This window comes from Pseudoalteromonas sp. J2K-J979 (assembly GCF_058169715.2).
The window spans coordinates 2754439-2774771 of record NZ_CM200281.1 but is presented as its reverse complement, the minus strand read 5'-3'; the positions used below and the strand labels follow the sequence as shown (position 1 = coordinate 2774771).

The following is a 20333-nucleotide window of genomic DNA, read 5'->3' as shown; positions in this document are numbered from 1 at the left end:
TTTAGTCATTATAGCTGAGTAAACTCAAGTAGTTGTTTCAGTTTAGTGGCTTGACGGCGTGATATTTCAACAGTTTGATTGTTTGATAATGTCGCGGTTAAGCCATAACCTATTGATTGTTCCATACTTGAAATCGCATCAAGGCGAATGATGTCTGAGCGACTGGCACGAAAGTAATGAGATTCGTCGAGTTTCTTTTCGATTTTATTCAATGAACTGTGTAAGTACGCTTTGCCATGTGGGGTGTAGATGGCAGCATGATTACCTATCGATTCAAAACGTATGATTTCATTGAGCTGTATAATGCGCATTTTTTCGCCGTACTTAACCATCAATTTGTGGTCATCGGGGAGTGACGACTTTTCTTTCGATTGCACTAAACGCTTTTCTAATTTGACTAAACTGTCAGCTAGGCGCTCTGGATTGACGGGTTTGACGAGGTAATCCATAGCATTAAGGGAAAATGCATCGACTGCAAACTGATCATAAGCAGTACAGAAAATAATATTCACGTCATCACCAAGTGACTCAGCTAATTCAAGCCCTGTAGCACCAGGCATATGAATATCGAGAAAGATCGCATCGGGTTTATGCTCGGCTATTTTTTCTTTCGCTTCTTCAGCATTTTTTGCTTCGTCGATGATTTCTACTTGGCTGTGTTTGGCGAGTAGGCGTTTTAGTTCGTTACGGGCAAGACGCTCATCATCTACGATGATCACTTTAATGGTCATAATTAAGCGTTAACTCCATTTTATAGCTATTTTTTGTCAGTGTTTGTGCAATTGTAGTTGCTACGCTGGATTTAATTACATTGAGTTCGGTATCAAAATTGATTTCACCAGCTTTGACGCCGGGTTTTTGGGTTAATTCAAGGGTAAACGTGACACACTTGTCCTGCTCTGTACAGTCGATAGTGAGCGCATTTTCTTGTACGCTGTAAATGTCTTTTTCGTGACAGATTTTTTCTACCAAAGGCAATAAAACTGAATGACTAAGCGGGTTATGTTTACTGACATTATTGACGGTGACAGTGCTGATTAGTCGCTCTTCAAGGCGTAAAGCTTCAAGGTTTAAATATTGCTGAACATAGGTGAGCTCTTCAAGCACATCGGTGTGAGCTTTGCCATCTGCGAGCTTGTAGCGGAGCAATTGTGCAAGTTCGCTTAGTAGCTCACTGGCTTTGTCTTGATCTTCAAAAATTGTATAGCGAATCGCGTTCATACTATTGAAGATGAAGTGTGGGTTGAGCGCTGATTCGGTATTGGTATCAAACATAAAGTCGCTTTTTAAAAGTAATGTAGAATCGCATTAATTAAGGCGTAACAATAATTGTAAAAGTTAACATCCATAATTCCTAATGTTAAATGACAGAAGGTAAAATATCAGGATGAGTGGTTGTTTGTTCCTTTAAGGGCAAAGATAACATTAACTTATGACTATTTTTATCTTTAACAGAGGTGAGTTGTGCCTTGTCATGAAACATAAACGCGAGTCGCTGTTTGATGTTTCTAAAGTAATCAGCATCAACAATGCGTTTTTTCGTCGATGTGTGTAGCAAACTAAGCACGTACTTGTCACCTTGTTGCTCCCCTTTTATCAATAATGAATGATTGGGATGCAAGGCATTTTTTAAAATATGCGACACCATAAAAATCAGGGTCATCGTTGGCAGTGATTCAATTAAATGTTGATCTACCAGTTCTATGTGGATTTCTTGTGGTGCGCGCTTTTGCAGTTTAAGTAAATTGAGGTAGTTAGTGAGACTTTCTAGCTCTTGCTCTAATGTGGCTGCATTGTTTTTACTCGCGGTGAGGTTATATCTAAAGAGCTCTGAAGCTTGGGTGACGACATCGGCGGCTTGCTCAGTGTCGACATCTATTGTCTGCTTTATCACGTCCATTGTGTTGTAAAGAAAATCAGGATTGATTTGATTGATCAGAATTTTCAGCTCTTGCTTTTCATTAATGTCTTTTAATTTTTGGTAGTTACGCCCAGATACAATCATGACGTACACAATCAAGTAAACGATAAAGTTCCCCCAATAGCTCCCCGCGATTGTCATTAATTGATACGAAAAATTAGTTGTTGGAAGTTGATACATGATGTTCATTAAATCATCAAATGTAAATGTGCGTGGTGCAAGTTGAAAAAAGAGGAAGTCAATCAGTAACCAAGGAAGTGGAGCCATGATGGATATACAGACAATCCAAAGCAACTGCTTTTTAATCGACATGATTTTGTGTTCATTTACTTTGTACATACCACGTGCAACAACGTGAAAAGCAATGAAAAATCCGGTGTAGCTAACTAAAACCTGTGCCACAAGGTAGGGCCGGCTGGCTAACTCTTCAAAAAAGGTGAGAATGGTGTAAAAGGAGTAGCCAATCCCGATCACAAAAGAGATACCAAGGTATTGCCAATATTTTTTGCCCGTGTGAGTAAGGTATCGCCAATTCATATTAATGCTTCTTTTTTGGTAAAGTGAGTGACGCAATAAAGTGGCTGTCGATTTCTTTGGTTGAAATGCTTGCATCACCTTGATACATCAATGCCATTCGTTGCTCGAGGTTAGATAGCCCTGTTCCAGTGCCGCTGGCCTTAAATTCACCCAGATAAAGTGGGTTAGAGACATCGATCTGCCACGTTTTGTCTTGCTCAGAAGCGGTTATACGCAACAAGCTTTGTTCAATTCGAGGGGCAATGCCATGTTTAATGGCATTTTCAAGCAAGGTGAGTACACCCATGGTTGGGATAGAATAATGATACAGCTCGTCCGGAATATTAATTTCAATCAGTAAGCGTTCTTCAAGGCGAGTGTGTTCAATATCGAGATAGAACTCACAGATTTTAAGCTCTTCTTTGAGGGAAATTGTTGGTTGCTGTTTTGAGCTGAGGTTATAGCGAAACAGTTCGGTGAGTTTATCGACCAGCTCCTTGGCGATGTCTTTATTTTCGAAAATCATGCCGCGAATACTATTCATCGAGTTAAACAAAAAATGTGGATTAAGTTGGCTCATCAACAGGGCCAATTGTCCTTCTTTGACTTTTTGTTTGATTTGTAATCGATTTCTTAGACTGGTCAGGCATAGATAACAAAGGCCCCAGAAAAAATAAAGAGCAAACATGATCAGTGGGATCACAATTAATCGCGAAATATCCCAAGTCTCTTTATACAGCCCCAAAACATTGAGCTCTTGAGTGAATTCACTGCCGTTTCTAAATTGATAAACTTGACCATTTAATGGCTCTTTAATTGTGGCGTCAATCACAGAGGCAATGGTGATATCGATAAGGGACGCCGCTAATGACGTGATGATTAAGGTGTAAAAAATCAGTTTTTTTCGGGCTTTATCTTTGTGTAAATGTTTTTGTGGCGCACGAATAATAAAGTGGCTTAGCAGGGTAAGCAGAGCACAATTACTGATGATAAGGGTTAATACGACCCATGCAGGATAAATACTAAATTCGCGCTCATGAGCAAAAGCAAACTGCAAACTAAACAAAGCTAAAGCAGCGATGGCTTGGAGGATCCAATAAGTCATTGGTTAAAAACTACCTTGTAAATTAAAAAGGTTACCCCAGAAAAATGGACTCAAAATACGGGTAATAAAGACCCTATATTGTGATAAAAATCACAATAAATCAATCTGTAACTAAATCAGGCGTCTTAGTTTGCACCAATTATGTGTGCAGTGATTTATTTTTGCACATTTGTGGTGCAAGTAAAGTTTTGAATTGTTAAATAATATTTCTATCATGCTGAATTTACTGTCTTTTACAGAGTGGCACAAAGGTTGGATTAACAAAATATCAACAGATTAATAATAATGATATTGAAGGGTCCACTATGAAAATGATTAGTGCAATTATAAAACCATTTAAATTAGATGATGTGCGTGAAGCGCTCTCTGATTTGGGTGTTGAAGGGATGACTGTGGTTGATGTCAAAGGATTTGGCCGCCAAAGAGGTCACACAGAGCTATATCGTGGTGCTGAATACCAAGTGGATTTTATTCCAAAGATCAAACTAGAAATCGCGACTCGCAGTGAAAATGTTGAGCGTATTGTTGAGGCGATTACCAAAGTGGCGTCGACAGGAAAGATAGGCGACGGCAAAATTTTTGTGTATGAGTTAGAGCAAATTGTGCGTATTCGTACTGGCGAACTCGACGAAGAAGCGATTTAAGGGGAATATAATGGAAAACACTGTATTAGAATTACGATTTGCACTGGATACGTTTTATTTTTTGATTTCAGGTATCTTAGTGATGTGGATGGCGGCAGGCTTTGCGATGTTAGAAGCGGGCTTAGTGCGTTCGAAAAATACCACCGAAATTTTAACTAAAAATGTGGCTTTATATGCCATTGCGTGCACTATGTTTTTGTTAGTGGGTTATAACATTATGTATGTGGATAATCCTGAAGGCGGCATCATCCCATCGTTTGGTGGATTGATTGGGTCGCAAGCTGCAGATGCTAATCACTCTTTAGAATCGGATTTCTTTTTCCAAGTGGTCTTTGTTGCAACGGCGATGTCAATCGTCTCTGGCGCTGTTGCTGAGCGCATGAAGCTATGGGCATTTCTGGCTTTTACTGTGGTACTCACCGGGTTTATTTACCCGCTAGAAGGTTATTGGACATGGGGAGGGGGCTTTTTATCTCAGTTAGGCTTTGTTGATTTTGCAGGGTCTGGCATTGTACACATGGCGGGTGCATCAGCGGCATTAGCGGGGGTTCTTTTATTAGGTGCTCGTAAAGGTAAATATGGTAAAAATGGCGAGATTTACCCAATCCCAGGTTCAAACTTACCATTAGCAACATTGGGAACGTTCATTTTATGGATGGGCTGGTTTGGATTTAACGGTGGCTCGCAATTGCTCTTATCTGATGTCGAGAACTCAACGGCGCTGGGTAAAATTATGGTCAATACCAATGCCGCTGCTGCTGCAGGAGCGATAGCTGCGTTGTTTGTATGTAAAATTTTATGGCGTAAAGCGGATTTAACCATGGTGTTAAACGGTGCACTTGCTGGCTTAGTTGTAATCACTGCTGAGCCTGCATCACCGACTCCTGTATTGGCTTTATTGCTGGGCGCATTAGGGGGATCATTAGTGGTATTTAGTATTGTGTTACTTGATAAGCTCAAAATTGATGATCCTGTTGGTGCAATATCTGTTCATGGAGTGTGCGGTATTTTAGGGCTCATGCTTGTGCCGCTGTCTAATGCAGATGCGACGATTATTAATCAGTTGATTGGGACAGCAACGATTTTTACCTTTGTATTTGTTGCGTCATTTATTACTTGGGCCTTACTGAAGCAGTTTATGGGGATCCGTGTTTCTGAAGAAGAAGAAATTAATGGTATGGATCAACATGATTGCGGCGTTGACGCATACCCTGAGTTTGTAACTGTGCGCAGTAACATCTAATTACTCAGCTTATAAAAAAGCCCGTTGTTAAGACGGGCTTTTTTTTGCTAAGAGGCATTGATGTGTTTTTTTCAATTATGAGGCGGGTTTTTTTAAGATATTTACTAAGCTTAATGAATTCTATTTGAGGGTTTATTTATGGCTGTGTCAGTACTTATTGTTGAAGATGATGAGAGTGTATGTGATTTATTAGTTTTATCATTAGGTCAAGGATATAAGACTGAAATAGCTCACAACATAGCACAAGGTCAACGATGCTTAGAAAGCACACATTTTGATGTTGTGCTATTGGATTACCATTTACCTGATGGAGAAGGGGTGGTTATTTCAGAGCAGCTCAAATCTCGTTCTGAGCGTCCAATTGTTATTTTTTTAAGCGCCTCGAAAGAGCTTGATAAAAAAATGGCTGCTTTTAATAGCGGTGCAATTGACTGGATTGATAAAACACAATGTGCGCCTGCGATGCTAAATTTTAAATTAGAGCAAGCATTAAAGTTTCAGGCTAAATATCGCCAGATTGCTTTAGCAGAGCAAGCGTCTACGGAAGCCGTGTATGTGGCGATGTCTGATTCATTTGTATGGGGTCACACGGCACGTGCAATTCGTTCTTGTTTAACGACTCACAGTATAACGGGTTTTTTGAGTGCTATTTTTCATTATCTCAGTGAGCTTAATTTATTAGCAGCCATTGCTATTAATGAGAATAAGGGGCTGACAATTTGGGATAGCCCTGAAGATGCTGCAACGGGATTAGAACAAGAAGTAATGTGCTTGGCGATGCAAAAAGGAGATCGAATTTTAAAAATAGGGCGACGCTATTTTTTTCAAACTGAAAACATCAGTATGCTGATTAAAAATATCCCTGACGATGAAATTAAACAAGGGCAACTAATTGATGTATTGACCGCTTATGTAGAGTGCGCTGAGCATCATTTAGTCAGTATAAATAAAGATATGATGAAGCAGTTGTATTTCTCTAAAGTCTCTGAGGCGCTTGATTTAGTAAAATTCAGGATGCACGAATTTAATAAAGAAACCAATCATATCCAAACTCAACAATCTTGGTTGTTTTTTGAAGTGTTTAATCAACTGCAATTGACGGATGATGAAGAAAAATCGCTGACAGAAGTGACTGATTCAACTTTAATGAAGTTCGAAGAAATGGCCCTGGAGCACTTTAAAATAGTCCATGATCTTGAAGAGGTGATGGCACAATTCAAAAAGCATGTAGGTTAAAGGTTCAGTAAACCCTGTTGATTTTCGTAATTCTTTATGTAAGGTGAATTGAGGGGCTTTCCACCTAAATAACCACCCCTTAAGCAGCTATCTAAGTAATAGAAAGCAAAGCGCAGTCAAGTGTTTTTAAATAATCCTCGGTTGGGTATGTGTTTATTAAGGATTCAATTGTCTGGTTATTTGTATCAAATTTCACGGCTCAGCGAGATGATTTTTGCAAGTTTTTATTTGGTATTAAATTAATTGTAAGTACTTACTCATCAATAAGGTATCTATTAAGTGAGTTGACTGATTGCTTGATGGCAAGCGGCCATTAACTCTTTGGCAAGCATTTCATCATTGAGTGCTTTAGCCAATGCCAGTCCACCTATCAATAAAGCACTCGCTTGCAATGCATGAGTACGGTTTGTTGCTCTTGATTCGGTATGGTTCAAAAACCCTTTGAATAACTCAGTGTAGGTGTGTTTGATTGCGTGATCTTGTGCGCTGATATCGCAAATCAAGGCCGCAAGCGGGCACATTTGTTTGTCTCCACTGTTGCGGTGCGTTTCATTTAAGTAATGCTTTGCAAGCGTGGCCAGATCCGAGTGTTGGGCTGGGCTTATTCGTGCCTGGGCTTCTAGTGACGCGGTGCACAATGCTTGCTGATACAGCTCGCTCTTAGATTTAAAATGGGCATAAAAAGCACCGCGCGTTAAGCCAGCATCTTGCATGACATTATCAATTGAAACTAAAGCAAAACCATGTTGAGTAAAAAGCTTTGCAGCACTTAGAAGAATGCGTTGCTTTGTATTGTGCTTGTGAGTCGATTGCCAAGCCATAAGATGCTCCTCTGATTTTATTGGAATGCCTATTGAAGCATAACTTTAAAATATGTTCTTTAACATATTTTAAAGTTGCGTAAGTTAGCACTCAGATTAAACACAGGAGTGAATTATATGTCAGAAAGTAATAACACACGCACAGTCCATATTTTAGGGTTAGAAAAATCACATTTTGTACGAAGTGTCATGCTTGTTTGTGCGTATAAAAATCTCGATTACAGTGTTGGTTTGGACTACCAGGGTCAACCGATAGGATTCAAATCGTCGCAGCACCACCAGTGTCACCCATTTGGAAAAATACCTGTATTGTTGCATCAAAAATTAGTGCTACCCGAAACCGCCAGTATTTGTCGATATCTTGATCTGCAGTTTCCGACCCCGCACTTGCAAAGTGATGATAATGCAATGAGAGCTTTACAAGATGCTTGGTGTGCGATGATTTCCATTGATATTAACCGTTCGTTAATGCGTCAATACGTTCTAGAATTTGCGTTCCCGCAAGGAGAAAGTGGTACAGTTCGTTATGATGTAGCAAAACAAAAGCAAAGTGGTGTTCATGAAGCTTTAAAGGTAGTTGAGCAGGCTTTAGGGGCGGGCTTACCTTTTTTAAATGGGCCGTTATTTAGCATTGCAGATGCCTTACTTTTACCAATGCTTTTTTATGTTTCTCATTTGCCTGAGGGCTTCAATTTAACTACAGAGTATGTGCTAATAAATCAGTATTTAACACGGTATTTAGCATTCCCATTTGTGGCTGAAATTTTATTACCACCGAGTTTTCTGGTGTAAAAGCATTGCGCTAATTGGTTGGGCGAGCGACTAATTAGCGCTACAATAGCGTATCTTTTTGTTGGTAAAGTTATTTCTCCGTGCTTCCTGTTCAGACTATTTATTCCGATCTCGTTGAGCAACTCCACTCACATCCTGTCACCTTATTACAAGCCCCTCCTGGCGCGGGTAAATCAACATGGTTACCGCTGCAGCTTGTTAGAGATAAACATTTTAAACGTATTATTATGTTAGAGCCTAGGCGACTTGCGGCGCGGAACATTGCGTATTTTTTAGCGAATTGCCAGCAAGAACCTTTGGGGCAAAGCATTGGTTTGCGTATACGCAATGAGCAGCATATCAGCGAGCAGACTCAGTTAGAAATTGTGACTGAAGGGGTATTAACCCGGATGCTCCAGCAAGACCCTGAACTTAATGGTGTTGATTGCCTGATTTTTGATGAGTTTCATGAGCGATCTTTAGCCGCAGATACTGCGTTGGCGTTTGCTTTGGAATGTCAGGCGGCGCTTCGTGAAGATTTGGCCATTTTAATTATGTCAGCAACTTTAGATTCGCAGCGGATAGCACAGCAGTTTGACTGCCATTTGATCCAATGTGAAGGGCGCAGTTATCCAATTTCTGAGCACTATGTTGCTCTCAAAGATGAGAGTAACTGGCTTGCTGAAATGCCATCGATCATCAAACAAGCGATAGTGAAAGAGCCTGGAAGTTGCTTAGTGTTCTTACCAGGTCAAAGAGAAATAAATTACGTATATAAGCAGTTGATGGACCTGCCCGCTGACATTGAAGTATTGACATTATTTGGTGAGCAAAGCAAACACCTGCAGCAAGCGGCGATTGCGCCAGCTGCATCAGGTAAACGCAAAATAGTCTTAACCACTAATGTTGCCGAAACCAGCTTAACGATTGAAGGTATTCGCATCGTGGTCGACAGCGGTCGTAAACGTGCAGCACATTTTAATATCAAAACAGGAGTAACAGAGCTGGTGACTGCACACATATCACGTTCATCTGCGGTGCAACGTGCTGGCCGAGCAGGGCGGTTAGAGCCAGGGGTTGTGTATCGGTTGGGCTCTTTAGCACAATTTGAGCGCCGAGATGCCCACGATGTACCTGAAATATTAAGCAGTGATATTAGTCAATTATTGTTAGAAGCATCGCTTTGGGGTTGTGATATTGCAGAGCTATCTTTACTCGATTACCCTTCAAACATAGCTCAACAGCAGGCATGGCAAGTGCTGATTATGCTTGAAGCCGTTGATAATCAGCACAAAGTTACTCCATTTGGTCGTCAAATGTTAAGTTTTGGTACTGATCTTCGTTTAGCGCATATGTTGCTGAAGGCTCAAGCATTACATGCTGAGCAGCCTCAACTCCTGCTGTTAGCCATTTATTTAGTGGCGCTGTTAGAGTCTCGAGTCAGTAAGCACCCAGATCTGGCATTGGCATTACAAACGACTCATTATTTAACTCATCCGCAATTTAAATTGAGCTTAAAGGCGTGGCTAAAACGCTTTGGTTTAAAAGGTCGAGACTCGCTTGAAACCGAAAACTTAGGCTTACTCGTGGCAATGGCTTACCCGGATAGAATTGCAAAGCGCAGAGGTCAAGGGTATCAGTTGGCGAACGGTGCAGGGGCTGATGCGCTTGAGGGGTACTGGTATCAAGATGAGTATCTGGCTATTGCTGAACTTGGAGGGCATAAAGGACAGCGAATTTTTAGTGCAGCCCCTGTGGCAATAGCACAATTGCAACAGTACTTACCCCATTTATTTCAGCGCGGCGATGTGTGTGAGTTTGATGAAAAAGCGCAGCGATTTATCGCTGAAAATCGCTTAATGTTAGGGGCGCTTGTTGTTGAGCGAAAAGATAATAAAGCAAATATAGATGAACAGCTTCGGACGCAAGCTTGGTTAAACTTGGTGAGCAAACAGGGTTTAGGGTTGTTTACTGAGTATGAACGGTGCCAGCAGTTATTGATCCGGATGGAGTTGGCGGCAACACATTTTCCCGATTTATTTAATGAGTGTTCAGATACTTATCTAAAAGAGAATGTAAACCTGTGGTTAGCGCCATATTTAGTGAATATCACGACATTTTCACAGTTAAAGAAAGTAACCTTATTTGAAATAGTGAGTAATTTGCTTGATTGGGAAAGTCAAAATCAGCTCAAGCAACTTTTTCCGACGAAAGTGAAAGTACCAAGTGGCTCCGCAATTGGGTTAGAGTATCAACTGGATGGGCCTGCAAAGTTATCAGTGCGTATGCAAGAGGTGTATGGTTGGCTGCAAAGTCCTGAGATCGCCAAAGGTAAAATACCAGTACTCATGGCGCTTTTATCGCCCGCGGGTCGCCCACTTCAGTTGACCCAAGATTTGGCTGGTTTTTGGCAAGGCAGCTATAAAGAGGTGCAAAAAGAAATGAAAGGGCGGTATCCAAAACATTTTTGGCCAGACGAACCCGCCACAAGTGTGGCGACTAACCGGGTTAAAAGTCGGATGTAGCAATGTAACCTGGAGGTTCGGCTAATTGTTTCGTTGGATAGCTGGATGGTGCTGCAAGGCCCATTGCCATTGCTGCTCAAAGTTGAGCATTTCTCGGTGGCGCTTTGAGTTAAAGTGGGCCGCTTGTTCATCAGCGGTGGATAACAACTTGACTCTGCATAGCGAACAACCAAGCTGATAATCAATAGGTTGGTCGAGCTCACTTTTTATTGAGTGTGCAGGCTCAGTACTAAAAAAGTAGCTCCATCCTTGGGTGTCTTTTACGTGTTTGTCGCGATCGACATTTCTGATTTGATAACCTGGAAATTGATTAATTTCAAATTGACGTTTACCGAGAAATTGAATATTGCTTTGGTTGGTCAATGTGGTGTCTATTTGCCAGTGTAAATAAGGTTTAACATCTTTTGAAGTGATAACCGCAAGTTTGGCTCCTTGGGGATCCAAAAAAGTCGAAAAACAATGCATTAAATATTGTCTGAGCAGGATGCGATTGAGCGTATTGACACTAATATGTTGGCAATAGCGCTGATAGTCTGCGGCATCGGTAAAGTTAGGGACGAGCGGAAATTGAAAGATGACCAAATCAAATTGATGGCGCTTAATGTCACCCCAGCTTGTTGGGTCGGTGATATCAAAGCCTGTGAGTACATTCACCGCTTGCTGTTGTAAAAATGCCAGCTGATTGTGGTGGTATTTAGTGCAAAGCACATCGGCACTATCGAGCACGGTTGCTGTGAGATGTGCAGGTCGGTGGTGCTGCCACACTGAGGCAGAAAAAGATAAGTCACCATCGCCAATGGTTAAAACTCGCCAAGCTGGATTAATAATCATGTACATCGTACGCTAAAAAATGGGAAGGTATTTTTACATTTAATAGCGTTTGATTCTAGTTCCTGTGGTTGGGAGATCATCATAGAATTCAGGTTTAGTAAAAATGAACTCTCGAGTCACTCGGGCAGCGACGAACTGTCCATCAGTGACTGCGGGTTTGAATTGCCAATCGACCACCGACTCTTTGATCGCTTTTCGAAATGCCAAAGCGCCATTTTCAAATTCAAAACCATTTACATTACCCTGTGTATCGACCGTAAATGTCACTTGGACTGACACGCGATCTTTGCGTCTAAAACCTATTTTGGGTGTTTCAACCGGCAGTGAATGAATTAATTCAGGTGCTGAGTTTTCGTTGAGTTTAGGTAGTGGTTTTTTAGCGACTATCTCTTTTGGTTGTTGTGGTTTCAACACGGCAGAGGACGGTGTGTTTGTCGTTGTTAAAATTGGCGGCTCAATTTTTTCGAGCGCAGGTAATGTTGGTTCAGCCTGTGGTGAGGGGGGGGGCGTTACTGAAACGCTTGAATGAGCTGTATTTTGGGTAAGTATAACGTTTGAATTTTTTTCCGGCTCGGCATCAATACTTACAGGTCGTGTTGTGATTAGCATTTCTGTGCTGGGGCTGCTATCGACTTGATTCACTGGTGTCGGAGATTCATTCTCAAGTGCTGTTTCCTTGATACCTTGGGTCGCAGTTAGCTGAGCGACGGGAGAGAATGATTCTTCAGTGTCTGAATGAATCGATTGAGCGGCCAGTCGCGGCGTCGATATTGAATGATTAACTTTTCTCTGTTCAGAGTGGTTGGTATTTGCAAGCGGTGCTGTTGGCTCAATGGGGCTATCGAATGTCCCTATTGGCTCTAACTGATCATTAGGTGCGGTGTCAATACTGGTCAGGGTCGGCAGATTCAGTTCTGGGTCGTGGTTTTTTTGATTATAAAAAGCGCTGCTTAACAAAGATAAAACCACGACAGCAACGAGAGCGTCACTATTAAAAGTATTTTTAGGCGTACATTGATGATCGACTACTCGTAAGATTCGATTTTTTAAGTCTCCCCCCGATGCGGCCATGGCTAAAGTGGGAATATGATGGGGCCTAAGCATTTCAGCTTGAGTTAATGTGTTGGCATAGGCTAGCGGGTTATTACAACATGAAAGTGCCGCATCGTCGCAGCAATATTCACGCTCGGCTCTAACTTGCTTTGAAATCCAATGTACTGCTGGGTGAAAGAAAAACACAACTTCGACTAATGTTTGTAAAAAATTCACTAAATAGTCATAGCGTTTAATATGCGCAATTTCATGTGCTAATAACATTTCAACTTGTTGGAGGCTTAATCCAGAACTCATAGATAAAGGGAGTAACACCACTGGTTTTATCCAGCCGATGACCATAGGTACTTCAGCGGTCATAGAGATTAATAAACGACTATGTCTGTTGGCCCTAAACTTTTGAATAAGATTGGAAAACAGCTGCTGTAACTCAATGCTTGGGGCGATGGTATTCATCTTAGGGAGTTGATAAGTATGATACATTTGCAACAGCAAGGCCACGCTGAAAAAGCACACGCCAATCAGCCACAGTAATGATAATAAAGGTGTGTAATCTAACCACTGATTTAAAAGGGGGGCGGAAGAGGTGGTAGTCATATTTTGTAAGTGCGTTTCAACTAGGGTTAACTCTTGCACACTCACCACTTCGTTGATCTGTATTTCTGATTCAATCGTTAGATATGTAGCAAAGGGGCTAAATAGACAAAGTAAAAGTGCAAGTAAACACAAGCAGTAACGTAGTTTTGAGTGGCGATTATTTATGAGTTTAAGGCCTGCATACACCAGCACAGCAATCACACAGGCTTGCCATAAAAAATGTATTAATGGCCAAGCGAGTAATTGAAAAAAGCGATTGTCTAAGACATGCGCTAATACATCCATGTTGATGTTCCTTTCTTATTTTTTTTCTTCTAATGAATCAAGTAGTTTACGGATTTCGTCAATTTCATCTTTGCTGGCACTTTCGCCGAGTGCGCGTTGCACAAGGTTAAATTTAGAGCCGCCAAACGCTTTACCGAGCAAATCTTTTATAATAGAGCTTTGCGTCTGAGTTTGTGAGTCGTAGGCTTGATAGAGGTGGGCACGTTGACTTTCATCTCGCGAAACAAGGCCCTTTTCGTGCATTATTTGCAACATCTTTAGTACCGTGGTGTAGCCCGATGTTTGTGTTTTTGTTAGATGTTCATGCACTTGCTTAACAGTCGCAGGCTGAATTTGCCAAAGAATGTTAAGTAAATTTAATTCTGTCGTTGTGGGTACTGGCTTTTGTTTGCTCATAACGCTGTTCGTTCCTCGCACGGCATGTGCTTATTTTTGATACACTATCATACGAACTTGTTCGTAATCAATCGTAAAAAAGTGCTTAGCACAAGATCCCTGTCATATTTTGTTTGTAGCGACGGGATAAATTAAGAGATGCACCATTTTTTAGTGTGAGTAAATAGTCGCCATTCTCAGTGGGCTTCAGCTCTTTTATGCTGCGCCTTTTGACGAGTGTCGAACGGTGTATTCTGACAAAGCCGTGGACGGCCATTCTATTAAGCATCGAAGACAATGTCTCACGATGTAAAATTGGTCGAGTTTCTTGCCCTAAATGAAGTTCTACATAGTTACCCGCTCCCGCAATCCACTCAATATCATTGGTATCAATGATACGGATCCGTCCGGATTCTTTCACGATGATTTGTTCAGTCTCTAATCCGTAATGTTTCACTTGTTGCAGTAAGGAGTGCATTTGTTTTAAATGATTTAGGTAGAGGGGCTCGCTTGTTTTAGCAAACTTACTAAACATACTGTGCACGCGATCTTTTGTTAATTGAAGCGGCATTAGATCAATTGTATTGAACTCGAATGCGTGTGCCGCAAATTTGGGTGAGTTTGAGATGAACGCTAATTTTGTATGGATTGGTAAGTGCTTGAAACGCTCTGTCTCTGAAAGTTGTTCAAACAATGTGTCGCTGATGATCAGCAGATCAACCTGAGTGTTGCTGCATAAATCAACTATTTCGTCGCTGTGATGTGTGACACAGGCTAATTCAAAACGCCTATCATCATTGATGCAATCATTAATGAGGTTTATGTGTGTATTCGATGAACTCGCAATAATCACGGTAAATTTGGACATCATCTTCTCCTTAGATTCGCAATGTTATTTTTATATACGAAGTCGCTCGTAGTTAATATACGATATCTTTCGTATAATGCAATGAAAAAGGAACACTATTTTGATTTGGCCGTTAGTTAAGTGATTAGTTTTTAGAGAGATTAGATAACCAAAGCGATAATACTTGATAAATATCATCTAGTTGGAGTGGCTTGCTTATGTAGTCATTCATTCCGCAAGCTAAGCACTTTTCTTTATCTCCTTTCATGGCGTTTGCGGTCATTGCAATTATGGGGATGGTACTGTAATACGAGTTGATATCGCCAGCTCTGATTAACTCAGTCGTCTGATAGCCATCAAGTTCAGGCATTTGGCAGTCCATTAATATCAGTGTATAGGGGTTAAGGTCATCACATTGTTTGAGAATGTTTAATGCATCAAGACCATTTTGAGCGATATCAACTTCAAGTGAGAGCTCGCTGAGCATTTTAATAGCGACAATCTGATTGATTGTATTGTCTTCTACTAAGAGTATTTTATGAGCCGAGTGATGACGATCATAAGTGTGTTCGGGAGAAGTCTGAGTGGTTTCATCTTCTCCCATTTCCAATGAAATGTGAAAGTTAAAACTGCTGCCTTTTTCGGGTTCACTACAGACGCTGATCGATCCGCCCATTAATTCACACAGTCGTTTAACAATTGATAAACCTAACCCTGTGCCGCCAAATTGACGTGTTGTCGAGCTATCAGCCTGACTAAACGGTTGAAATAATTTACTAAGTTGGTTTGGAGTCATGCCTATTCCTGAATCGGATACTTGGCAGGTTAGTCGATAGTGTTGATCTTCTTGATTTAGTTGAGCATTAAAAGTGACTGTGCCATTGGGTGTAAACTTGATCGCATTGCTTAATAAATTAATGATGATTTGTCGTAAACGAGTCGGATCGCCCATCACAAAACAATCACAAGAAGGATCAATGGTTTGTTTGAAAATCAAATGCTTTTCATTAGCTTGAGAGCTCAGCAACGCAAGAATTGCATCCAATTCGTATTTTAAGTGAAATGACGTCCGTTCTAGCTCTAACTTTCCGGACTCTATTTTTGAAAAATCTAAAATACTATTGATGATATTCATTAATGACTCTGCACTATTGAGTGCTAAAGAAATGTTTTCATAATGCTCAGGGCTCATTGTGGCATGGCGCTGGACTACGCCTAATAGGCCAAGAATGCCATTCATTGGGGTTCTAATTTCATGGCTCATACAGGCCAGAAATTCTGATTTTACTTTTTCGGATGATTCTGCCGCAAAGCGCGCTTCCTCCAGTTCTGTATTGGTATTTTCTAATTCATGCAAGTAGTTGGTAATTCGCTCATTACTTTGCTGAATCTCGGTAATATCTTCAATACAAATGAAAAATCCTTTTACAGTGCCATCGCGGTATGTATCAGGGATAAAAGTACATTTTACATACCTAAACTCTAAATCTTTATCGATAAAGTCACAGTCAAAAAAGCATTGTTTACCTGTTAAAACGCGTGAATAAAAAGGTTCTAAATCGGTACGAATATGATGGCTGAGCAATTTTTCTATTGGGATATCTGCGACTTGCTCAGGTGTTTTGTCGATCCAAGATAAGAATCGTTTATTAATAAATTCTAAGCAGCGTGCATTATTAAAATATGCCAATAAAATCGGAATTTCATGAGTGATGGTGTCGATATAACGCCGAGACTCGGCGAGTTCACGCTCTTGCTTTTGTTGTGTGTAGAGTCCGAGATTGTACGCATCAATAAATACACCAAATTCATCATCACGAGTTTTTAGTTGAGTGCGGTTGGAGATCTCATTGCTTAGGAGCGTTAAGGGAGAGAAAATATAGCGTTTTTGGGTTAAGTGCGCAATAAAGAAAATAAAACTAAAGCCACATAACACAATGATTAAATAACTACTTAGTTCGTAAAAAATACTTTGCTGCCCATCTCTAAGATCATACTTGATAAACATAAAGAAACTTCGTTGGCGCTCGATGTCGGGATCAACTAAGACGATTTTAGCAAGGTAATAAAAGTGTTCACCTTCAATTTTTTTAACTGTGTTTGGTGAACTAGTGATTGCTTGTGATAAAAACGACAATGTATGAGCATTAAATGCTTGATTGATAGAAGTGTGCAAAAACTGATGTTGGCTATCAGCAAAAATGCTTTGATCTTGTGCCTTAATCAGTGATGCTCTTAAAATGTTACTGTCTGTGGCGATTGCGGATATGACTCGAGTCGCATTACCTATCAAAGAATTTCCTTGTAGTGCCAGTGTTGTAGCTTGGACTTGTTGCTTTAAGAATGCTTCGGTGTGGCTGCTTACACGCTGTTTTGCTTCATTAATAAAGGCTGCAGTCATCGCGCTTAAAATAACAATGAGCACGGTAATATTTATTACCGTCAATCTAAATAAAATGGTGTGGCGATACATTAATTTTTTTAGCATTTGAGTTTATTTAAAAGCTATTTATGTCAATGATTTTTTGAGTGTGCGCGCAATTTGAAGTGATAGACTCAATTTGCGTTAGGGTTTGACACACTGATAGAGCCAGTTCGGTTACACGGCCTGAAGCCACGATTTTTTTTTGCTCGGGTAGGTCGAGTATCTTTAAATCGTTCAGTGTATCTGAGAACTCCGCGACGCTTATTCCTTCTCGTTGTGCCATTATTTGGTTGGCTTTGTCTGGGTGCTGCTGATGATATTTGAGAGCTAAGCTCCAAGCTTGCTGGATTTTATGTGTTAAGTCTGGATTGGCGAGGAGGATGTCTTTTGAAACTGACACTACGTCTAATATTTCGGTAGGAATGGCAGCAGAGCTAAATATTTGTTGGTATTGTGGCTGTTCTAAAATTTTGAGCGAATAAGGCGGGTAGCTAACGAAGGCATCGATTTCGTTCTCGTTTAAAGCGTTTAACCCCTGTGACTGCTCTATGTTTTTTACTTTTACATCTGTGATTTTAAGGTTGTATTTATCTAATGCTCGGGCTAAAAAATATAATCCCAATGAGTTAACTTCACAGCCAATAGTGGCTCCTTTTAAGTCTGTAATTGAGGAGTGATTTTGGTTGGCTAAAATGACATCTCCACCATTGGAATAATCGGGTAGTAAAATAATTTCGACTGCAGGTGCCCCGAGCGCTTCAATTTGAACAGCTTCAACTAATGTACTTGTGAATCCATCCACTTGGCCATTGAGGTAAGCACGTTGAACATCGGCTAATGTTGAAACTTGAATAATTTCTATATCTAAGCCGACTTGTTTGTATAAACCAAGTTGATCAGCAAGGTAGAGAAACTCATAACCGGGCCAAGGATTGATGCCAATTTTGATTGGCTTATTTTTGTGTTCGCTACAGCTCATTAATAGTATTAAAGTCAAAAAGATAAATACAAAGCGGGCCATTTGATGTCCTTGCGGTTTTTATTCATTCAAGCATAGAGTACCCGAGTTAAAAATTCGAATTTGTTGCTCAGTTTCTGATGCACGCATACTTTATTTCTGCCAAAGGGGAGAGAAGGATCGAGATCTAGGGTTATTAGCTCAATGGCGAATAACCCTATTTGACTTAAAAAGGCTGCGGGTTGTGTTGCAAAATAAGGTGGATAGCGTTCAGGCATTCGTCATTCAAAGTAAGCTCAAACGCGGCTATATTTTCTTGCAATTGCACCTGATTTGTCGCGCCAATAATAGTTGAACTGACTCCATGGATTTGCTTGCACCATGCCAGTGCCAATTGAGCAGGCGTAACATTATGCTGCTTGGCTAGTTCAACATAGGCAGCGACTGCTTGTTGTGACTGTGATGTATCACGAAATAACCCATTGCGTTGTACTAAGGTCCATCGGCTCCCTTCAGGTCGTGCGCCGTTAAGGTATTTGCCGGTTAATGCACCGCCAGCGAGGGCTGACCAAGGTAAATAAGCGATGTCTTCATGGACACATTGTTCAATCAGGTACGGCCAGTCTTTGTTGTGGAGTAAACTAAATTCATTTTGAATTGAGACCATTTGTGGCAAGTTATACTGCTTTGCAAGTTTGAGGTATTGGCTTATCCCCCATGGTGTTTCATTAGATAGGCCGCAATATCGAATTTTACCAGCCTTCACGCAGCGATCGAGTCCTTGCAAAATATCGAGCATCTGCTCAGTTTCTTGAGAGGAATCAGTCTTAGTAAAATCAATCATATTTGGCCAATGTTTGGCAAAGTGTGGTGAAGTACGGTTTGGCCAATGTAATTGATATAAATCGATATAATCAGTTTGCAGGCGTTTTAGGGATGCTTCAACGGCTAATTGAACGCTTTGACCTGACATTGGACTTCCATCGCGAACCCAATTGAGTCCGGGGCCAGCAACTTTGCTGGCAATGATCAGCGCCTGGCGTTGTGGCTGGTGGCGGCGGATCCAGTCACCGATTATGGCTTCTGTTTTACCGTAGGTTTGCGGGCTTGGCGGGACCGCATACATTTCGGCGGTATCAATAAAGTTGATTTGCTGATCAAGCGCATGGTGAATTTGTTGATCAGCATCATGTTGAGAGTTTTGCAATCCCCAAGTCATACTGCCTAAACAAATTTCTGAAACTGTAAGGTTACTTGCACCGAGTCGATTAAATTTCATTGTAGGGCTCCTGTGGCACATTGGTATAGCGTTTTAAAATAGCGATAAGCTCATTAGATAACGGCGCTTTTTTACCTGTTTTGAAATTAAACATCACCACTTGAGAGGAGCCCACGGTGGTAATGGCTTGTTGAGCTTGGCTCATGACAGTGTAATGCAGCATAAAGCGATCGCTTTTGATATCAGAAATACTAACTCCCACGAATAAAGTATCAGGGTAAGTTACTGGGCGCTTATAGCGCGCATTATTTTCACTGATTACTGGGCCAATGGCGGTTTTTTCTAATTCATCGAGCAAATTAAATTGATTGAAAAAATCGAGGCGGGCAGTTTCAAAGTAACGAAAATAAGCGACATTGTTGATGTGTTTTAGCGCATCCATTTCACCCCATGCGACTTTTATTTCGCTATGAATGGGGTATTTTTGCAGGAAGTTATTCATTGTTTTTTCTGTTTTTATGCAAAGAATGTTTTCTAGACTAACAAGCTCAACTAGGCTTCTCAAGAGAAAATGAAGAGGTGGATATCACCATCGTTGGTGCTTGCTCAATCAAGATTAAGCTGTGGTCAAACAGGGCTGCGCAATCGCCATTTTATAAATTGTTACACATAGTTTATTGTTATTTTCATGCTTATTCCCCACAATTAGTCTACAGATAAAGTTTAAGGAGCCGATGATGAAAGTTGCAGTGAAGTGGTTAATTTTGATTGGCTTAATCATGTTGTCGATAGTCTTTTATAGCGCCAGCTTTACTGCTGGTGGAACTGTTTTTTTAGTTTTAGGTGTGTTGTTTGAAATGGCTTTTTGGTTTGGTCTGCTGAAAACTCAAAAACCCTCAGTCAAAGTTTAATGCTTATAATCTGCCCATCATGTTGATGGTTTGAGCAAATCAACGTTTCT

19 protein-coding genes are annotated in these 20333 nt (G+C 40.7%); 6 read left to right on the top strand and 13 right to left on the bottom strand.

The genetic code is table 11. The annotated features are described in order from the left end of the window. Positions 1-8: 8 nt before the first annotated feature. The 4 genes from AC3KVK_RS12790 to AC3KVK_RS12775 all read right to left on the bottom strand — a co-directional run bounded on the left by AC3KVK_RS12790 (position 9) and on the right by AC3KVK_RS12775 (position 3542). Complete coding sequence (locus tag AC3KVK_RS12790; protein ID WP_490311555.1) at positions 9-731, bottom strand: LytR/AlgR family response regulator transcription factor; 723 nt, start codon at positions 729-731, stop codon at positions 9-11. Continuing rightward, on the bottom strand, positions 721-1275 hold the full coding sequence (locus AC3KVK_RS12785) for a histidine kinase (protein ID WP_490311554.1): 555 nt from the start codon (positions 1273-1275) through the stop codon (positions 721-723). Before AC3KVK_RS12785 ends, AC3KVK_RS12790 begins: the two co-directional genes overlap by 11 nt. Positions 1276-1360: 85 nt before the next feature. Continuing rightward, entirely contained in the window at positions 1361-2458 is a 1098-nt protein-coding gene (locus AC3KVK_RS12780) for a histidine kinase (RefSeq protein WP_490311553.1), read from the bottom strand. 1 nt (position 2459) lies between these two features. After that, positions 2460-3542, bottom strand: coding sequence for a sensor histidine kinase (locus tag AC3KVK_RS12775; protein ID WP_490311552.1), 1083 nt, complete (start codon positions 3540-3542; stop codon positions 2460-2462). Between the two features lie 305 nt (positions 3543-3847). Between AC3KVK_RS12775 and AC3KVK_RS12770 the strand changes: the two genes are divergently transcribed. From AC3KVK_RS12770 to AC3KVK_RS12760, 3 genes are all read left to right on the top strand, one after another. Beyond that, positions 3848-4186 (top strand): P-II family nitrogen regulator, encoded by a 339-nt coding sequence (locus tag AC3KVK_RS12770; protein ID WP_490311551.1) that lies wholly within the window; start codon positions 3848-3850, stop codon positions 4184-4186. A gap of 10 nt (positions 4187-4196) precedes the next feature. Continuing rightward, positions 4197-5429 carry an ammonium transporter AmtB gene (amtB, locus tag AC3KVK_RS12765; protein ID WP_490311550.1) on the top strand — a complete coding sequence of 411 codons (1233 nt, stop codon included), beginning with the start codon at positions 4197-4199 and terminating at the stop codon, positions 5427-5429. Positions 5430-5567: 138 nt separating this feature from the next. Beyond that, on the top strand, positions 5568-6665 hold the full coding sequence (locus AC3KVK_RS12760; protein WP_490311549.1) for a response regulator: 1098 nt from the start codon (positions 5568-5570) through the stop codon (positions 6663-6665). Between the two features lie 275 nt (positions 6666-6940). Here AC3KVK_RS12760 and AC3KVK_RS12755 read toward each other — a convergent pair whose 3' ends face one another. Then, positions 6941-7486: a TetR/AcrR family transcriptional regulator gene (locus AC3KVK_RS12755; RefSeq protein ID WP_490311548.1), complete on the bottom strand. Its 546-nt coding sequence runs from the start codon at positions 7484-7486 to the stop codon at positions 6941-6943. 117 nt (positions 7487-7603) lie between these two features. On the opposite strand from AC3KVK_RS12755, the gene AC3KVK_RS12750 reads away from it, so the two are divergent. After that, positions 7604-8278 (top strand): glutathione S-transferase family protein, encoded by a 675-nt coding sequence (locus AC3KVK_RS12750; protein WP_490311547.1) that lies wholly within the window; start codon positions 7604-7606, stop codon positions 8276-8278. An 80-nt stretch (positions 8279-8358) separates the two neighbouring features. Beyond that, entirely contained in the window at positions 8359-10782 is a 2424-nt protein-coding gene (hrpB, locus tag AC3KVK_RS12745) for an ATP-dependent helicase HrpB (protein ID WP_490311546.1), read from the top strand. A 21-nt stretch (positions 10783-10803) separates the two neighbouring features. On the opposite strand, the gene AC3KVK_RS12740 is transcribed toward hrpB, so the two are convergent. From AC3KVK_RS12740 to AC3KVK_RS12705, 8 genes are all read right to left on the bottom strand, one after another. Further along, the gene (locus AC3KVK_RS12740; protein WP_490311545.1) at positions 10804-11613 is read right to left on the bottom strand and encodes a class I SAM-dependent methyltransferase; all 810 of its coding nucleotides are present in this window, start codon (positions 11611-11613) and stop codon (positions 10804-10806) included. A gap of 39 nt (positions 11614-11652) precedes the next feature. Continuing rightward, on the bottom strand, positions 11653-13548 hold the full coding sequence (locus AC3KVK_RS12735) for a M56 family metallopeptidase (RefSeq protein WP_490311544.1): 1896 nt from the start codon (positions 13546-13548) through the stop codon (positions 11653-11655). Between the two features lie 15 nt (positions 13549-13563). After that, entirely contained in the window at positions 13564-13944 is a 381-nt protein-coding gene (locus AC3KVK_RS12730; protein WP_490311543.1) for a BlaI/MecI/CopY family transcriptional regulator, read from the bottom strand. A gap of 85 nt (positions 13945-14029) precedes the next feature. Further along, positions 14030-14794, bottom strand: a complete 765-nt coding sequence (locus AC3KVK_RS12725; protein ID WP_490311542.1) for a LytR/AlgR family response regulator transcription factor — start codon at positions 14792-14794, stop codon at positions 14030-14032. Positions 14795-14915: 121 nt separating this feature from the next. Continuing rightward, a complete protein-coding gene (locus AC3KVK_RS12720; protein WP_490311541.1) occupies positions 14916-17258 on the bottom strand; it encodes an ATP-binding protein in 2343 nt (780 codons plus the stop codon). Between the two features lie 10 nt (positions 17259-17268). Beyond that, positions 17269-18216, bottom strand: a complete 948-nt coding sequence (locus tag AC3KVK_RS12715) for an ABC transporter substrate-binding protein (protein ID WP_490311540.1) — start codon at positions 18214-18216, stop codon at positions 17269-17271. Positions 18217-18379: 163 nt separating this feature from the next. Then, on the bottom strand, positions 18380-19432 hold the full coding sequence (locus AC3KVK_RS12710; protein WP_490311539.1) for an aldo/keto reductase: 1053 nt from the start codon (positions 19430-19432) through the stop codon (positions 18380-18382). Further along, positions 19422-19874, bottom strand: coding sequence for an acyl-CoA thioesterase (locus AC3KVK_RS12705; RefSeq protein WP_490311538.1), 453 nt, complete (start codon positions 19872-19874; stop codon positions 19422-19424). The genes AC3KVK_RS12710 and AC3KVK_RS12705 overlap by 11 nt, the downstream gene beginning before the upstream one ends. Positions 19875-20106: 232 nt before the next feature. Between AC3KVK_RS12705 and AC3KVK_RS12700 the strand changes: the two genes are divergently transcribed. Then, entirely contained in the window at positions 20107-20283 is a 177-nt protein-coding gene (locus AC3KVK_RS12700) for a hypothetical protein (RefSeq protein ID WP_490311537.1), read from the top strand. Positions 20284-20333: the final 50 nt, after the last annotated feature.

Excerpts from the sequence above, each read along its gene's own strand:
- AC3KVK_RS12790 (WP_490311555.1), bottom strand. The coding sequence starts at position 731 with ATGACCATTAAAGTGATCATCGTAGATGATGAGCGTCTTGCCCGTAAC.
- AC3KVK_RS12785 (WP_490311554.1), bottom strand. The coding sequence starts at position 1,275 with ATGTTTGATACCAATACCGAATCAGCGCTCAACCCACACTTCATCTTC.
- AC3KVK_RS12780 (WP_490311553.1), bottom strand. The coding sequence starts at position 2,458 with ATGAATTGGCGATACCTTACTCACACGGGCAAAAAATATTGGCAATAC.
- AC3KVK_RS12775 (WP_490311552.1), bottom strand. The coding sequence starts at position 3,542 with ATGACTTATTGGATCCTCCAAGCCATCGCTGCTTTAGCTTTGTTTAGT.
- AC3KVK_RS12770 (WP_490311551.1), top strand. The coding sequence starts at position 3,848 with ATGAAAATGATTAGTGCAATTATAAAACCATTTAAATTAGATGATGTG.
- amtB (WP_490311550.1), top strand. The coding sequence starts at position 4,197 with ATGGAAAACACTGTATTAGAATTACGATTTGCACTGGATACGTTTTAT.
- AC3KVK_RS12760 (WP_490311549.1), top strand. The coding sequence starts at position 5,568 with ATGGCTGTGTCAGTACTTATTGTTGAAGATGATGAGAGTGTATGTGAT.
- AC3KVK_RS12755 (WP_490311548.1), bottom strand. The coding sequence starts at position 7,486 with ATGGCTTGGCAATCGACTCACAAGCACAATACAAAGCAACGCATTCTT.
- AC3KVK_RS12750 (WP_490311547.1), top strand. The coding sequence starts at position 7,604 with ATGTCAGAAAGTAATAACACACGCACAGTCCATATTTTAGGGTTAGAA.
- AC3KVK_RS12740 (WP_490311545.1), bottom strand. The coding sequence starts at position 11,613 with ATGATTATTAATCCAGCTTGGCGAGTTTTAACCATTGGCGATGGTGAC.
- AC3KVK_RS12735 (WP_490311544.1), bottom strand. The coding sequence starts at position 13,548 with ATGGATGTATTAGCGCATGTCTTAGACAATCGCTTTTTTCAATTACTC.
- AC3KVK_RS12730 (WP_490311543.1), bottom strand. The coding sequence starts at position 13,944 with ATGAGCAAACAAAAGCCAGTACCCACAACGACAGAATTAAATTTACTT.
- AC3KVK_RS12725 (WP_490311542.1), bottom strand. The coding sequence starts at position 14,794 with ATGATGTCCAAATTTACCGTGATTATTGCGAGTTCATCGAATACACAC.
- AC3KVK_RS12720 (WP_490311541.1), bottom strand. The coding sequence starts at position 17,258 with ATGCTAAAAAAATTAATGTATCGCCACACCATTTTATTTAGATTGACG.
- AC3KVK_RS12715 (WP_490311540.1), bottom strand. The coding sequence starts at position 18,216 with ATGGCCCGCTTTGTATTTATCTTTTTGACTTTAATACTATTAATGAGC.
- AC3KVK_RS12710 (WP_490311539.1), bottom strand. The coding sequence starts at position 19,432 with ATGAAATTTAATCGACTCGGTGCAAGTAACCTTACAGTTTCAGAAATT.
- AC3KVK_RS12705 (WP_490311538.1), bottom strand. The coding sequence starts at position 19,874 with ATGAATAACTTCCTGCAAAAATACCCCATTCATAGCGAAATAAAAGTC.
- AC3KVK_RS12700 (WP_490311537.1), top strand. The coding sequence starts at position 20,107 with ATGATGAAAGTTGCAGTGAAGTGGTTAATTTTGATTGGCTTAATCATG.